The organism is Rheinheimera sp. (assembly GCF_037442525.1).
GTDB lineage: Bacteria > Pseudomonadota > Gammaproteobacteria > Enterobacterales > Alteromonadaceae > Pararheinheimera.
On sequence record NZ_JBBIQD010000017.1, the window covers coordinates 48,259 to 64,515 of the forward strand.

Annotated in this window: 12 protein-coding genes and 1 tRNA gene; 6 read left to right on the forward strand and 7 right to left on the reverse strand. The window is 51.9% G+C overall.

Annotated elements, in window-relative coordinates:
• Window positions 1-180 precede the first annotated feature (180 nt).
• The 6 genes from WKJ03_RS17165 to pepA form a co-directional block, all read right to left on the reverse strand.
• Window positions 181-1,344 (reverse strand): PLP-dependent aspartate aminotransferase family protein, encoded by a 1,164-nt coding sequence (locus tag WKJ03_RS17165; RefSeq protein WP_337843466.1) that lies wholly within the window; start codon window positions 1,342-1,344, stop codon window positions 181-183.
• A gap of 34 nt (window positions 1,345-1,378) precedes the next feature.
• A complete protein-coding gene (locus WKJ03_RS17170) occupies window positions 1,379-2,428 on the reverse strand; it encodes a 2-oxoglutarate and iron-dependent oxygenase domain-containing protein (RefSeq protein WP_337843467.1) in 1,050 nt (349 codons plus the stop codon).
• Between the two features lie 354 nt (window positions 2,429-2,782).
• On the reverse strand, window positions 2,783-4,222 hold the full coding sequence (locus WKJ03_RS17175; protein ID WP_337843468.1) for a Na+/H+ antiporter NhaC family protein: 1,440 nt from the start codon (window positions 4,220-4,222) through the stop codon (window positions 2,783-2,785).
• A 465-nt stretch (window positions 4,223-4,687) separates the two neighbouring features.
• Window positions 4,688-7,552, reverse strand: a complete 2,865-nt coding sequence (locus tag WKJ03_RS17180; RefSeq protein WP_337843469.1) for a valine--tRNA ligase — start codon at window positions 7,550-7,552, stop codon at window positions 4,688-4,690.
• Between the two features lie 23 nt (window positions 7,553-7,575).
• On the reverse strand, window positions 7,576-8,025 hold the full coding sequence (locus tag WKJ03_RS17185; RefSeq protein WP_337843470.1) for a DNA polymerase III subunit chi: 450 nt from the start codon (window positions 8,023-8,025) through the stop codon (window positions 7,576-7,578).
• A 2-nt stretch (window positions 8,026-8,027) separates the two neighbouring features.
• A complete protein-coding gene (pepA, locus tag WKJ03_RS17190; protein ID WP_337843471.1) occupies window positions 8,028-9,536 on the reverse strand; it encodes a leucyl aminopeptidase in 1,509 nt (502 codons plus the stop codon).
• Between the two features lie 189 nt (window positions 9,537-9,725).
• On the opposite strand from pepA, the gene lptF reads away from it, so the two are divergent.
• Entirely contained in the window at window positions 9,726-10,835 is a 1,110-nt protein-coding gene (lptF, locus tag WKJ03_RS17195; RefSeq protein ID WP_337843472.1) for an LPS export ABC transporter permease LptF, read from the forward strand.
• On the forward strand, window positions 10,828-11,892 hold the full coding sequence (gene lptG / locus WKJ03_RS17200) for an LPS export ABC transporter permease LptG (protein WP_337843473.1): 1,065 nt from the start codon (window positions 10,828-10,830) through the stop codon (window positions 11,890-11,892). The genes lptF and lptG overlap by 8 nt, the downstream gene beginning before the upstream one ends.
• Window positions 11,893-11,961: 69 nt before the next feature.
• On the opposite strand, the gene WKJ03_RS17205 is transcribed toward lptG, so the two are convergent.
• Complete coding sequence (locus WKJ03_RS17205) at window positions 11,962-12,462, reverse strand: RDD family protein (RefSeq protein WP_337843474.1); 501 nt, start codon at window positions 12,460-12,462, stop codon at window positions 11,962-11,964.
• Window positions 12,463-12,626: 164 nt separating this feature from the next.
• Between WKJ03_RS17205 and WKJ03_RS17210 the strand changes: the two genes are divergently transcribed.
• The 4 genes from WKJ03_RS17210 (at window position 12,627) to WKJ03_RS17225 (ending at window position 16,250) form a co-directional block, all read left to right on the forward strand.
• Window positions 12,627-12,713 (forward strand) — tRNA-Leu (locus WKJ03_RS17210).
• A gap of 185 nt (window positions 12,714-12,898) precedes the next feature.
• A complete protein-coding gene (locus tag WKJ03_RS17215; protein WP_337843475.1) occupies window positions 12,899-14,008 on the forward strand; it encodes a DNA cytosine methyltransferase in 1,110 nt (369 codons plus the stop codon).
• Complete coding sequence (locus WKJ03_RS17220; protein WP_337843476.1) at window positions 14,008-14,976, forward strand: HNH endonuclease signature motif containing protein; 969 nt, start codon at window positions 14,008-14,010, stop codon at window positions 14,974-14,976. The genes WKJ03_RS17215 and WKJ03_RS17220 overlap by 1 nt, the downstream gene beginning before the upstream one ends.
• A 62-nt stretch (window positions 14,977-15,038) precedes the next feature.
• Window positions 15,039-16,250 carry an IS256 family transposase gene (locus WKJ03_RS17225; protein ID WP_337843477.1) on the forward strand — a complete coding sequence of 404 codons (1,212 nt, stop codon included), beginning with the start codon at window positions 15,039-15,041 and terminating at the stop codon, window positions 16,248-16,250.
• Window positions 16,251-16,257 lie beyond the last annotated feature (7 nt).

Sequence of the window (16,257 nt, forward strand, 5' to 3'; positions counted from 1 at the left end):
AATTTGAATTTGTTAGTATTAAAAGGAATATGTAAATGAAAGAAAGGCGGTATCCAAAGTGAGGAAAGGCAAAGAGCTAAGCAGACCGTTTTTGGCATGGATGCCAAAACCGAGCCTACAGGGAGCGTATTTACGGCCTGTCTGCCTGAGCTTTGCCTTTTCCGCTGTATCCGATGGGCTTTAGCAAACTGCTAAAGCCTGCGCTAAATCGGCAATGAGATCGTCGGCGTCTTCCACGCCAATACTTAAGCGAACCAGGTTGTCGCTGACATTGGCACGTACACGGTCTTCTGCTGTCATGGCGGCGTGGGTGGTACTGGCCGGGTGGCAGGCCAGGCTTTCTACATCCCCTAAACTGACCGCCTGAGCGAACAGTTGCAGCTGATTGAGAAACTTGGCGGAACGGGCAAAACCGCCATCCAGTTCAATCGCCACCATGCCACCAAAACCGCTGGCGGTATCGGCAATGGCCTGATGTCCCGGGTGACTGGCATGACCTGGGTAATACACTTTCGCCACGGCCGGATGCGCTGCTAAAAAGTCGGCCACTTTGCGGGCGTTGGCGCAATGTGCATCCATCCGCAGTGGCAGGGTTTTGACGCCACGTTGCAGCAAATAGGCTTCTTGTGGGCCAATAGGAGAACCAATATGTTTCAGCGCCACAGTGCGGACTTTTTGCATCAGCTCAGTGCGCCCTGCCACCACACCGGCAATGATATCGCCATGACCGGACAGGTATTTGGTGCCGCTGTGCATCACCAGATCGGCCCCCAGCGCCAGTGGCTGAGACAAATAAGGCGTCAGAAAGGTGTTGTCACTGACCACCAGCGCGCCCACTTTACGGGCCGCTTCTACCACAATACGGGTGTCGATCACCTTCAGCGTCGGGTTGGTGACAGGTTCAAACAACACCAGCTTGGTATTGGCTTTCACCCGGTTGGCAAAATCCTGATCGCTGCTGTAACGGCTCAGCGTGATGCCAGCGCGGGTGAGGGTGTTGCGTAAAAAGGCGTCGGTGCCGCCATACACAGGGTCAATAAACGCTACTTCATCCCCGGCATCAGCCAACGCATACATAATGGCGCTGACCGCCGCCATACCACTGGCGACCACCAGCGCTTCATCGGCCCCTTCCAGAGCCGCCAGTTTTTGCTCCAGCGCGGCTGTGGTCGGGTTGGCAAAACGGCTGTAAATGTAACCCGGGTTCTGGCCGGCAAAACGGGCCTGGCCTTCTTCGGCCGTGCCATAGCTGAAGGTGCTGGTGAAATACACCGGGGTGGCTAAGGCGCCAGTGCTCGGGTCGGGTTGCTGACCTGCGTGTACGGATAAGGTTTTAAACTTCATAACGGACCTTGTTCAGAGCCGCTGTCGCGGCTGTTTATTGTGATGCTGTCTGCGGGGCTGAATAATGAGCAGCCGCCACATCTGGGTGCGAGCGTAATCTGCCTTTTAGCACATTCTGACCCACCTGATAAAACAACGGATTATTCGGATCGCTGGCCGGACCTTTGGCTTCGGCAGCTAAATGAGACGGCAACTGCAATAAAGGCACAGTGGCATTGAGCTCTGCCGCCATAAAAAAGGCACAGGAAAAACGTTCCAGCCCAGCCTGGGGGCTGACCACTCTGTGCATGGTGGCTTTTAAGTAGCCGTTGGAGGCCAGTTCCAGCAGCTCACCAATATTGACCACAAAAGCACCGGGCAGCGGTGCCACTGCGACCCAACCCTGCTCAGTTTCCACTTCCAGGCCACTGTGTTCGTCTTGCACCACCAGTGTCAGGTAACCTGGGTCTTTGTGAGCGCCCACCCCTTGTTTGCTACCCTGGGTTTGGCCTGGGTAGCGAATAAGTTTCATATGGGTGTAAGGGCCGCTGCTAATGGTGCTGTCCAGCGCGTCGGCTGGTTGCTGCAGTGCCAGCATCAAGGCGCGCAGCAGTTTGACTGTGATGTCGGACAGGCTCTGTTGCCAGCTCAATAACTCTTGCTGCATCTGCGGCAGCGCGCCGGGCCATTGATTGGGGCCAATCAAACCCAGCCAATCCGGGTTATTGCGGCTGTACTTTGGCTGCTGCTGTTCCGCCATAATATCGAATTGCTCACGGATATCCGGCGCGCCGCGGGTCAGCTCGGCCATCAGGCCGCTGTAACCACGAAAATGTGGCGATTTCACCATCTGCACTTCCAGCTTGTCTGCCAGTGGTAAAGCAAAAAAATCTTTGGCCAGTTGCAGAATGTGCTGCTGGCGTTGTTCGCTCTGGCCATGGCCTGTCAGGTAAAAGAAGCCAACATCACGGGCTGCAACCCGCAATTGCTGAATAAACTGCTGTTGCTCGGCGGCGCAGCCATCCAGCAGGCTCAGGTCCAGTACCGGCAAGGCGGTTTTGCCTGAAGCTGGATATGACTGCTGTTGAGTGGTCGATTGCAACATAAGTACCTCTGCGTACGAAAAGCCCGTGGGGCGAATGGCGCGCATTCTAGGCAGTGTTTATGCAGTAATTAACTAATGCTTTCGTATGTTTTAGATGCTTTGGTAATAAACAGATGGCTGGATAGTTAGCTGTCTTTTGGTATAAAAGTCTGAATATCTAAAACTTTATGGAATATCAGCAAGGTTTTTTTGATGTGCTGTTTAACCTTATGATTTTATTCGGTTAAACACTAATTGGTCGATGTGGTCACTGGATGTAACGAAAGAAGTACCCGAAGATGTAATAACTGAATGTTCTAAGTAAGTTAAAAAAGAAGGGGCAGCTGATTTAGCTGCCCCGGCGTTTTTGTGCTGTCAGGCAATCAGAATAAAGCCCACAAAAGCGACACTGGCCGCAATCAGGCAATAAGGCAGCTGAGTCACGGCGTGCGACACCAGGTTACAGCCTGACCCCTGAGCGGCCAGTACAGTGGAGTCACTGTAGAAGCAGGCCTGGGAACCAAAGGAGCTGGCAGACAATAAAGCGCCAATGACCAACGGGATATGGGCTTCCACCGCATAAGCCAGCGGCATCACAATAGGAATGGACACCGCAAAAATGCCCCAGCTGGAACCGGTAGCAAAAGACAGGATCGCCATGGCCAGAAACACTATGGCTGGCAGCATTTGCGCTGTCATATAAGGGGTCAGGTTTTCAATGACAAACTGAGGCAACAGTAATTTGTCGCAGACATCTTTAAACACAAATGCAGCAATGACGGTGCAGATGGCAGGTAACATGGTTTTAAAACCATTCATCATTACTTCCATCATTTCGGTCAGTGGCATCAGGCGCTGATAAGCATAAAAAGCCAGCGTCAGCACCAGGGTTACCAACAAGCCTTTTAATACATCAATATCAAAGAAGATGGTAAAACCGATCAGCATCAGCATAGGCACCAGGAAGTTGCGCAGTTTGCCACCTTGCTGGGCCTGTTCAAACTCTTGCTCCATTGAATGCACGGCATACTGGTCACCTGCCGGCACGTCTGTCCCCCCTGAATGTGCCGGAATATGGTGGCCTGCCGCCGGTTCAGTGCCAACGTCGGGCAGCACATCGATAGGAGTGCCATTTTGCGCCGCCAGCTCGGCTTTTTTCATCGGGCCAATGGCGGGCATAATTTTTAGTGCCACCAGCACGACCAGCAGCACCGCCAGCCAGGGGTAAAGCATATAAGGAATAGCCTGGGTGTACACCTGAATGCCCTGACCTGGTTCAGCCACTTTGTTATCGACCAGCAAGCCACCAAAGAAAATGGCCCAGGTGGAGATTGGAATAATGACGCAAATAGGCGCAGCGGTAGAGTCGACAATATAAGCCAGCATCTGCCGGCTGATTTTGTATTTGTCGGTCACCCGTTTCATTGCTTCGCCTACCGACAAGGCGTTCAGGTAATCGTCGATAAAAATAATGCAACCCAGGATAAAGGTCATAAACAACGACGAGCGTTGTCCTGTGGCCAGCCTCGCGGCGGCGCGGCCAAAAGCCAGAGCCCCACTGGTGTGGATCAGCAGCGCAATCAGGGAGCCAAAACCACCACAGACCAGAATCAACCAGCCAATGGTTTCGTCCTGCATGACGCCTGTGGCAATGGTGGAAAAGGTGTCAATTAACTCAAGGGGCTGAGTCGGGTACAGCATCAATAAACCTGCGACTGCACCTACAACCAAAGCGAGAATAGGGCGCTTCAGCCACACTGCAACCGCCATCACCACCAGAGGTGGGATCAAACTAATGGCACTTGGTGAATCCATTTAAGGGTTCCTTCACAAAGCCTGGCATTGCCAGAAAAGTAAAAGCCAACCACTGCGAAGCGGCAGCGGAACATGGGTTAGAGCTGCCAGAGCCCGGGCCTGAATGGGACTGCTTATGCTGCAACTTCTTCAGAGATCAGGTTACACAACAGAATCAATTTACCGCAGGTAAATTTAGGGGCGCAATAATAACAAAATTTCATTTGCGCACAATCATTGCGCTGCCTTTTCAGCTGCTGTTCAGCTGGCGATGACCAAAGTAACTGAACCAGGGAGGTGAAGATGAAAACACGTCTGCTTTTAATCGTTTTGTTTGCCACGTTTAGTGTGTTAGGCGGCTGCAGTTCAGTGCCGATGGAAATGCATGTGACAGAAACTATACCGCCAACAGATTGTTACCCGCAGCCGTATTGGTAGCTAAAAAAAAGAGGCCAGCGAATGCGGGCCTCTTTTTCTGCTGCTTTCTTACAACGCAGCTATTTCCGCTTGCTGCGCTTGCAGCTTGGTAATAGCGGCTTCAGCGTCAGCCAGCTTCTCGCGCTCTTTCGCCAACACCGCCTCCGGCGCTTTGGCCACAAAGCCTTCGTTGGCCAGCTTGCCAGCCACGCGGTCACGCTCTTGCTGTTGTTTTTCCAGTGCCTTGGCAATACGGGCCAGCTCGGCTTCTTTGTCAATCAGGCCGGCCATTGGGATCAGAATATCCATAGCGCCTAACAGCTGAGTCGCACTGGCTGGTGCAGTGGCGCCGTCGTCCAGCACAGTAATGCTGTCCAGCTTGGCCAGGTTCAGCAGCAACGCTTCGTTGGCGGCCAGGCAACGGCTGTCGTCGGCGGACAGGTTACGTAGCAGCACAGGCAGCGGTTTGGTAGGGGCAATGTCCATTTCACCACGCACCACCCGAATGGCCAGAATAAAGTTCTTCACCCAGTCAATATCGGCTTCCACCTGACTATTGCTCAGACTATTGTCCGCCTGCGGGAAGGACTGATTCATAATGCTCTGGTCAGCACTGTAATCGGCGCGGGCCAGTGGCGCCACTTTGTGCCAGATCTCTTCGGTGATAAATGGCATCAAAGGGTGCATCAGACGCAGCAGGCTTTCCAGTACCTGCACCAGGGTGCGGCGGGTGCCCCGTTGCTGGGCGTCGTCGCCTTTAAACAATACAGGTTTGGTCAGTTCCAGGTACCAGTCACAGAACTGGTTCCAGGTGAACTCATACAGCGTATTGGCGGCTAAGTCAAAACGGTAGTTGTCCAGATGCTGACGGAAAGTGGCCACGCAGTTGTTATACGCAGACAAAATCCACTGATCAGCCAGGGACAGCGTCATGTCACCACCCTTTAAGCCGCAGTCTTTGCCGTCTGTCATCATCATTACGTAACGGCTGGCATTCCATAACTTGTTAACGAAGTTACGGTAACCTTCCAGGCGTTTCATATCCCAGTTGATATCGCGGCCGGTCGAGGCCAGCGCAGCCAGCGTAAAGCGCAGCGCGTCTGTGCCTGAAGCTTCAATACCGTCCGGGAATTGTTTTTTGGTGCGGTCAGCAATTTTTTGCGCCAGTTGCGGCTGCATCATATTGCTGGTGCGTTTTTCCAGCAGGTCGTCCAGGCTGATACCGTCAATCATATCCAGCGGGTCAATTACGTTGCCTTTGGACTTCGACATCTTGTCGCCGTTTTCATCGCGGATCAAGCCTGTCACATAGACAGTTTTGAAGGGTACCTGCGGCTTGCCGTTTTCATCTTTAATGAAGTGCATCGTCATCATAATCATCCGGGCCACCCAGAAGAAAATGATGTCAAAACCTGTCACCAACACATCGGTTGGGTGGAAGGTTTTTAAATCCAGTGTTTCCTCAGGCCAGCCCAGGGTTGAGAAAGTCCAGAGCGCAGAGCTAAACCAGGTGTCCAGCACGTCGTTGTCCTGACGTAGGGCAACACTGTCGGCCAGACCATGTTTGGCACGCACTTCGGCTTCATTGCGGCCGACGTACACTTTGCCTTCGCTGTCGTACCAGGCCGGAATACGGTGGCCCCACCACAGCTGACGGCTGATACACCAGTCCTGAATGTCACGCATCCAGCTGAAGTACATATTTTCGTACTGCTTGGGCACAAACTGAATATCGCCGTTTTCCACCGCTTCAATGGCGGTTTTGGCCAAAGGTGCCACCCGCACATACCACTGGTCGGTCAGCAAGGGTTCAATCACCACACCAGAACGGTCACCGTAGGGCAGGGTGTTATTAATTTCTTCAATTTTTTCCAGCAGGCCAGCGGCCTCAAAGGCGGCCACTATGGCTTTACGGGCAGCAAAGCGATCCAGGCCCTGGTATTCGGCCGGAATAGGGGCCGACAATTCGCTGTTTTCTTCGCCGTTGCAGAAGAAACATTCACCTTCAGTGCGAATGGTGGCGTCCGGCGTCATCACGTTGATCATCGGCAACTGATGGCGTTTGCCCACTTCGTAGTCGTTAAAGTCGTGAGCCGGGGTGATTTTGACGCAGCCCGAACCTTTTTCTTTGTCGGCGTGCTCGTCAGCCACTATAGGAATACGGCGGTTCACCAGTGGCAACTGAATAAACTTGCCAATCAGCGACTGATACCGCTCGTCATCCGGGTTCACCGCCACGCCGGTATCACCCAACATGGTTTCAGGCCGGGTGGTGGCGACCACAATGTAATCTTTGCCATCAGCGGTTTTTACGCCATCGGCCAGCGGGTAACGCAGGTGCCAGAACGAACCTTTTTGTTCTTTGTTTTCCACTTCCAGGTCGGAAATAGCGGTATGCAGTTTCGGGTCCCAGTTCACCAGGCGTTTGCCGCGGTAAATCAGGTCGTCCTGATACAAACGCACAAAGACTTCCTGCACCGCATTGGACAGGCCTTCATCCATGGTAAAACGTTCTTTATCCCAGTCGACCGACGCCGCCAGACGGCGCATCTGCGACGTAATGGTGCCGCCGGATTCAGCTTTCCATTGCCAGACTTTTTCAATAAAAGCGTCACGGCCCAGCTCGTGGCGGCCAGGCAAACCTTCAGCCGCCAGCTTACGTTCTACCACCATTTGCGTGGCAATACCGGCGTGGTCTGTCCCCACCTGCCACAAAGTGTTTTTACCTTGCATGCGTTGGTAGCGGATCAGCGCATCCATAATGGTTTGCTGGAAGGCGTGGCCCATATGCAGGCTGCCCGTCACATTAGGTGGCGGGATCATGATGCAATAAGCACCGTTGCTGTTGTCGTACGAAGGCTTGAAATAGCCCTGGCTTTCCCAGGCCTGATACATGGCCTGTTCAATGCTGCTGGGATTAAAGGTCTTTTCCATTGTCTCTACACCTGTCGGCAGCCTTACAGCTGCACTGTCTGCGGGGCTTGGCCCGCTTGTCGATATACCTTAAATTTTTCCCGCGCCAGCTGTTTGCCAGCATCGTCGGCGGGAACAAATTCAATCACTTGCTGATAACGGGCGGCGAAGGGCGGCACGTTGTCGGATAAATTCACCAGCACGGCTCTGCTGTTGCGTGGCGGCTGGGCACTGATTTCCACCGGAGCCCCGCGCGACGGGCCTTCGCCTGCCAGGTTATGGGGCACAAAACGGTCTGGATCAAAGCGCCATAATACCTCATCCAGCTGCTCGGCGTCGGCCTGATTTTGGCAGTACACGAAAACCCACTGGTTTTGCCGGTACAAGTCAGCGCAAAGCTGCGCCGCCTGAATAAAACGAGCTGGCACTGTGGCCAGCTCGGGGTTTGCGGCTGCAGCCTGCTCAGGCAGCAGATAAAAGGTCACAGTGGACACTGTTAATCCTCTAGGCCGGTACCAACCCGGTTGATTAAAAACTGCGTCAGCATGGCAACAGGGCGTCCGGTGGAGCCCTTGTCTTTGCCGCCGCTGCGCCAGGCGGTGCCAGCTATATCCAGGTGCGCCCAGTTGTATTTACGGGTAAAACGCGACAGGAAACAGGCGGCGGTAATAGTACCGGCAGCGCGGCCGCCCAGGTTGCTGAAGTCGGCAAAGGGGCTTTCCAGCTGATCCTGGTAATCATCCCATAACGGCAAACGCCAAGCGCGGTCACCGGATTGCTCCGACGCATTCAGCAGCTCATGGGCCAGCGGGTTGTGGTTGCTCAGCAGGCCAGAGGCGTGTTTACCGAGAGCTATCACACAAGCGCCAGTTAAGGTCGCCACGTCAATCACCACATCCGGGTCAAAACGCTCGACATAGGTCAGGGCGTCACACAGCACCAGGCGGCCTTCAGCGTCGGTATTCAGTACTTCTACGGTCTGGCCTGACATGGTGGTCAGAATGTCGCCCGGCCGGTAAGCGCGGCCATCCGGCATATTCTCCGCAGCGGCCAGTACTGCGACAATGTTAATTGGCAGGTTCAGGCTGGCGGCGGCATGCACAGTCCCCAGTACGGACGCTGCACCACACATGTCGTATTTCATTTCATCCATCGCGTCGGCCGGCTTAATGCTGATACCGCCGGTGTCGAAGGTCAGGCCCTTGCCCACCAGCACCACAGGAGCGCTGTCATTGCCAGCGCCTTTGTAATGGATCACTGCCATTTTGGCTTCGTTTTCTGAGCCTCGGGCGACCGCTAAATAGCTGTTCATACCCAGCGCTGTCATCTCCGATACGCCTAACACATCCACCGACACTTTGTCCGACAGAGTGGTCAGGGCTTTGGCCTGATCGGCCAGATAAGCTGGTGTGCAGATATTCGGTGGCATATTGGCCACGTCTTTGCTGGTTTTAATGCCTGCAGCCACGGCCAGGCCATGTTCTACCGCTTTTTCGCCAATGGTCAGGTCACGGCGTGTTGGCACGTTAAACACTATTTTGCGCAGCGGGCGACGGGTTTCGTCTTTGCGGCTTTTTAATTTGTCGAACACATACAGGCAGTCTTGGGTGGTTTCCACCGCATGGCGCACTTTCCAGTAGGTGTCGCGGCCTTTGACATGCAGCTCGGACAAGAAACACACAGCTTCCATCGAGCCGGTTTCATTCAGGGTGCTGATGGTTTTGGCGATGATTTGGCGGTACTGACGCTCGTCCAGCTCACGCTCTTTGCCACACCCTACCAGTAACACACGTTCACTCAGCACATTGGGGACATGGTGCAACAACAGCATCTGGCCGGGTTTGCCTTCCAAATCGCCGCGGCGCAACAGATTACTGATGTAACCTTCGCTGATTTTATCCAGTTGTTCGGCAACGGCAGATAACCGGCGGGGTTCATACACACCCACCACAATGCACGCACTGCGTTGTTTTTCCGGACTTCCGCTTTTTACGCTGAACTCCATGTTCACTCCTGCTTCTAAGTACGCCAGAGTCTGCAAACCGCAGCTCGGGCTGAAGGTGAAAATTTATCCGCGCCATACAAAAAAGCTCGGATTTATTGCCACTTTAGTCAATAATAATTGCTATAAATATGCAGTTTACTGAAAAATTGCCAGTGTTCCAGCAAAAAAGACAGGTTTCAGGGGGCATTTTTGATTGTTTTTCGTTATCTGATTGGTGAAGTGTTCAAAAGCCAGTTAGCTGTTTTCCTGATCCTGATCACCATTATCATGAGCCAGCGCTTCGTGAAAATATTGGCCGATGCCTCGGAAGGCGAGCTTCCGGGACAGTTGGTGCTGACCATTTTATCACTGAAATTACCCCAGCTTGCGGTATTAATTTTGCCATTAAGTGCATTTTTGGGTGTTTTAATCGCCTACGGCCGGATTTACGCTGACAGCGAAATGACAGTGTTGCACGCCACCGGCATCAGCGAGTGGTATATCACCCGGCTGACGTTGGTCTTGAGTGTGGTGATGGCGCTGGCGTCCGGCTTTTTAACGCTGTATTTAAGCCCCTGGGCCATGGAACGCGAATACCAGATTATGGAAAAGGCCGAAGCGGACTCCGGGCTTTCGACCCTGATCCCCGGCCGCTTTCAACAAACCTCCAATGAAAAAGCAGTGGTTTTCGTGCATGACATCAGCCGTGAAGGCGGTGGCCTGCAGCGGGTGTTTCTGGCGCAAAATGGTGCCAGAGCCGAAGATGGCAGCTCTATTGTGTATGCTGAATCCGGCCAGGTGAAAGAAGATGCCAATGGTGCCCAGACCCTGGTGCTGGACAAAGGCCGCCGTTACTCCGGAACCAACAGTTCGCCAGCCTTTGAAGTGGTGGAGTTTGACAGCTACCAAATTCAGATCCGCGAACAGGAAGTTGAGCAGAAGCGGCGGAAAATCAGCAGTCTGCAAACCAATGACCTGCTTAAACAAGGCGGGCCTGAAGCGGCCGCTGAACTGCACTGGCGCTTAGCCATACCGTTGTCTATTCCCATTTTAATGTTTATTGCGGTGCCGCTGGCTAAGGTGAACCCACGCCAGGGCAAGTTTGGCCGTTTATTGCCGGCACTGGCGCTGTATTTGTTGTATTACATTTTGCTGATCGCCAGCCGCTCGGCACTGGAAGACGGTAAATTGCCGCAAGCGCTGGGCATGTGGTGGATCCACGCGCTGGGGCTGGCCTTTGGCACGGCGTTGCTGGTAAAACACCGCACCGCAGGGCAAAAGCTAAAAGCACTGCTGACGCGGCGGGGGGCTTATGTTTAAGATCCTCGACCTGTACATAGGCCGCACCATTTTCACCACCACTTTGCTGACCACAGCGGTGCTGGTGATTCTGTCCGGCATGTTTCGTTTTATCGACCAGATCAAACAGGTAGGCCGCGGCGACTACGACATGCTGGCCGCGGGGTTATTTACCCTGTTCAGCTCGCCCGGTGACCTGGTGATGTTCTTCCCTATGGCCGCCCTGATTGGCGGCCTGATTGGCCTGGGCATGCTGGCCAGCAACAGTGAGCTGGTGGTGATGCAGGCGGCTGGTTTGTCGCGGCTGAATATTATTCTGTCGGTGATGAAAACGGCACTGTTGCTGATGGCGCTGATTATGTTAGTGGGGGAGTGGGGGGCTCCGACCGCTGAAAAAGCGGCCCGGGAGCTGCGCACCAAAGCGATTTCCGGTGGCGACCTCATTTCAGCCCGTCAGGGCGTTTGGGCCAAAGACGGCGACCATTTTATTAATATCCGCCAGGTGGACGATTTTGGTAATCTGACTGACCTCACCATTTACGAGTTTGACGACGAGCTGAAACTGCAGGCAATAGTCAGTGCCAAAGCTGCGACTTACATCAGCAATGCCTGGCGGTTAACCGACGTCAGCCGCTTGCATTTTCGTGACGACAAAGTGGAAAAACACCAATGGCAGGAACAGCGCTGGCGCTCTACCTTAACACCTGACAAGCTGGGCGTTGTGACGGTGAAACCTGAGCTGTTGTCGATCACTGGCCTGTCGGCCTATATCGAGTACCTGGCCAGTAACCAGCAGGACAGTAGCCGGTTTGAGCTGGCCTATTGGCGTAAAGCCACCCAGCCACTGACCATAGTGGCTATGTTACTGGTGGCGTTGTCTTTTATTTTTGGTCCGCTGCGCAGTGTAACCATGGCAGCCCGTGTACTGATGGGGATTCTGACTGGTTTCGCCTTTTATATGACAGACCAGGTATTTGGCCCGGCGGCCTTGGTGTACCAGCTGCCGCCATTACTGGGCGCTGTGCTGCCCAGCCTGCTGTTTATTGGGGTGGCGCTTTATCTGATGCAGAAAAAATAGCGGCAGCAGCCGTTTGAGCGACAAACAAAAGGCAGCCTGAGCTGCCTTTGTTGTTTTAGTCACGCTGTATTAGCTCGCGCTGCGGTGCAGGTTTAACTCTTTGCTTTGTTCTTTGGTCAGCTTTACCACTATGGTGCCCGCCAGTTGGTCTTGCAGTGCCAGGCCTTTGCCCCAACGCACCCAGACCCATAAATTGCCCAGGCCAAAGAAGGCGGTCAGCACTCGGATAGTGGCCTGTTTCAGGCTAATCAGTCCACCATCCGGGCGCAGCAACAAAATACGCCAGGCCCGCATGCCCAAGGTTTGGCCGCCCTTCACCCAGAAATACAGATAAAACCAGCCAAACACCAGTAAGGAATACAGTTGAAACCAAAGGGCATGTTTTTGAATAAACTCGGCTTCGTCCTGATAAGCCGCCAACGAAATCAGCCCGGTTTTATCCAGCAGCGCGACAAAAGCCAGCGCCAGCCCCATGGCCAGCATCCAGAGTGCCGCCAGGATCAAGGTGTCATACACCATGGCTGCAAGACGCCGAAACAGCCCGGCCCGGGGATTGTCCTGATACATCATGAATTCCATCCATCACAAAATGGCGCTAAGTGTATCACGGTGCTTTATTTTTTTTAAAGCTGCTGTAAATTTGCGCAGTCGCAACTCTGTGACAGATTTTTTGCTTGCGACATCCATTCGCCTTTGTATAATGCAAGGCGTTTACCCCATGTAACACCCCTAATGCCTAGGTGGCGAAATCGGTAGACGCAGCGGATTCAAAATCCGCCGTTAGAAATAACGTGTCGGTTCGAGTCCGACCCTAGGCACCAATCACTACTGTTCAAATAAAAATTTCTCTTTCATACAATCAGTTAATAACAGTATTTTGAATCCCCTAATTAATGCCTGTATTTATATACAGTACTCTGCTATTTTAATTCTTGAATAATCGTAAATCCAAGAGTTACATTAGTTTGGTTTTGCCAAGTATAGCGTTGAATTAGAGACTCAAAAAATGACTACAAAATACAGATTACTCGACTTGTTCTGTGGTGCCGGTGGCATGACTCTGGGATTTGTCGGGCAACAGTTTTCAGGGCATTTTGAGAGTGTATTTGCCATCGATAACGACAAGGCAGCAGTTAATACATACAACGCCAATTTTAGTTCAACCAATCACTGTGTTAATGCAAGCATCGAGGATTGGTTAGCTGAGTCAAAAGTACCTCAAGCTGATGTAATTATCGGTGGCCCTCCATGCCAAGGATTTAGCTTACTTAATAAAAATCGAGACGGAGATCATCGACGGGCCCTGTGGGAGCCCTACATGGATATTGTCGAACAATCAGGTGCTTCAATTTTTGTTATGGAGAATGTGCCTGGGTTGCTCAAAAGTCCCGAGTTTGTAGATATTGCAAAACGTGCGGATGAGCTAGGTTTTGACATTATCACACCTGCTGTATTGAATACTGCAGACTACGGTGTGCCACAAACCAGAAAAAGAGCCATTGCTATAGGGATCAAGCGAAGTGATTTTGTGGGCGCAGCTTTGCCATCATTTCCTCCAAAACCTTTATTTGCTTCTCCTTCTACTGAATCAAGCTTGCCTGCTTGGCGTACAGTTAAAGATGCAATCGCTGATTTGCCAAAAATACCACATGGAACAGACATCAGACATGATCAAAATCCACCTTTGAATCTTCATTTTGGTCGGACCCCAACTGATGTAAGTCTTGAACGCTATAAAGCGGTTCCTGTCGGTGGGAATCGTTTCGATTTGCAGAGAAATAGACTCGATCTGACGCCAAATTGTTGGATTAAGAAAACGTCTGGCGGTACTGATCTATTCGGTCGGTTATGGTGGGATCGGCCTTCAGTTACAATAAGAACAGAATTTTTCAAACCAGAAAAAGGGCGCTATTTACACCCTGATCAACATCGCCCAATTACCCATCGTGAAGCAGCAAGATTGATGTCTTTCCCTGATGATTTTATTTTTACAGGGACAAAGATTGAAATTGCACGCCAAATTGGTAATGCTGTTCCTCCAGTATTTGCGGCTAAGTTAGCCGATTATGTTTCTGAATTACTCTTGAATAGGGTGAGAAAAGCAAAGGCAGCTTAATGGCTAGACGTTCTAAACGAATGGATGCAGAAAAACTTAGATCAGAAGTTGTCCATCTGCTCACCAATTTTCAGAGTGTTCTTGAAGAGGGGTCTCTGCGCCAACAAGTTTTGGCATTGATCCCAGCCAGCGAAAAATTTCGAGACTTGGGTAGTTCTCTTATCAAAGATGAGGATGCTAACTCGGCAAGAGATCGCATTTTGGCTTACATCCGCCGTTATCCTCAAACGCTGATTGCAGGTACTGAGCTTGCTATCGTTGCTGGTATTAGTGAATATCCACGCCGAATTCGTGAGCTTCGTGTCGAGGCTGGTTGGCCTATCATCAGTGGGAAATCTCTTAAAAGTATAATTGCCGATGATGATCAGTTTTGGGATCTGGATGTTTCCAAGATAAAGCCTGATACCTACTTTTTGTTGGAAGATGAGCAGGACCGTGATGCTGCCTTTCGCTGGAACACTGCGAATCAGATTAGAAAGCAAAAGATATCGGTTAAAGACAAATTGCTGACGTACTTCAAAGCAAATGTCGGTAAGCACGTTACGGGAGAGGAGCTTCAGTACTTAGCCTCTGATAAATCAGAGTGGGCTAGAAGGGTTAGAGAATTGCGTACTGAAGAAGGATGGCAGATTTTAACTAAGGCTTCAGGAGCGTCGGAGCTCCCAGTTGGCGTATACATTCTGGCAACTGAGGTTCAGGCTGAGATTCATGACCGCCGGATACCCGATCCAATTAGGATTGCAGTGTTGGAGAGGGATCATTTTGCCTGTAAATCTTGCGGTTGGACTATATCTAAACGTCACCCATCGGATAAGAGAAGCATGTTGGAGCTGCATCATCTAAAACATCATGTCGAAGGTGGGGAAAATACTGCGGATAACTTAATCACTCTTTGCAACATCTGCCATGACGATGTTCATCGAGGTGGGATAACTGAACCGGCCTTGCAGAAAATGATGGGCTCTTAGCCGAGAGTGTAAAAAAATCTGTGTAAGTGGCATTCTACCTATGTATTTGAAAGGACATAAGAATGCCAGTATCAGACCAGCTTATCGACCAGTTGTTAGCTGACTATAAATCCCCCGAAGACCTGCTCGGTGAACAAGGTCTCCTCAAACAACTCACCAAAAAGCTTGCCGAACGTGCGCTTGAAGCCGAGATGGAGCAGCATCTTGGTTACGCCAAACATGATGCTGCCGGTAAAAACAGTGGTAACTCCCGTAACGGCAAAAGCCGTAAAACGGTTCGTAGCATCCATGGTGACATCGATATTGAAACTCCGCGTGACCGCAACGGCAGCTTTGAACCGCAGCTGATAAAAAAAGGTGAAAAACAGCTGGGTGGCTTTGATGAGCGGATTGTCTCTTTGTACGCCCGAGGCATGTCGACCCGCGACATTCAGGCCCATTTCGAAGACGTGTATGGTGTGGAGGTTTCACCCACCTTCATCTCCCAAGTGACCAACGCCGTGCTGGACGAAGTCAAAGCCTGGCAGCAGCGGCCGTTAGCACCGGTTTACCCCATCGTGTATCTGGACTGTTTAGTGGTCCGCAGCCGTGAAACCGGTAGCGTGCAGAACAAATCTGTTTACCTGGCGCTGGGGGTCAATTGCGAGGGTGAAAAAGAGCTCTTGGGCCTGTGGTTAGCGCAAACCGAAGGTGCAAAATTCTGGCTGTCAGTGATGAACGAACTGAAAAACCGTGGGCTGGAAGATATCTTTATCGCCTGTGTTGATGGCCTCAAAGGCTTCCCAGATGCCATTGAAGCGGTGTATCCGAACACTCAGGTCCAACTGTGCATCGTGCATCAAATCCGCAACAGCCTGCGCTTTGTCAGTTGGAAAGAGCGTAAAGCGGTCGCGGCCGACCTGAAAACTATCTACGGCGCAGCCACCTTAAAGCAGGCAGAGCAAGCCCTGGAACAGTTTGCTGAGGCTTGGGATAAGCAGCATCCAAGTATCAGTAAATCCTGGCGAGACAATTGGACACGGCTGAGCGTGTTCTTCGATTATCCGCCGCAAATCCGTAAAGTGATTTACACCACCAACGCGATTGAATCGCTCAATGCCAGCCTACGTCAGGTCACCAAGACCAGGCGGTCATTCCCCAATGATGATTCAGTGCTGAAGTTGCTGTATCTGGCTTTACACCAGATCGCCAAAAAGTGGACAATGCCGTTGCGCGATTGGAAGCTGGCGATGACGCAGTTTATGATCATGTACGGTGACCGTATATCGTTATGATAAACAG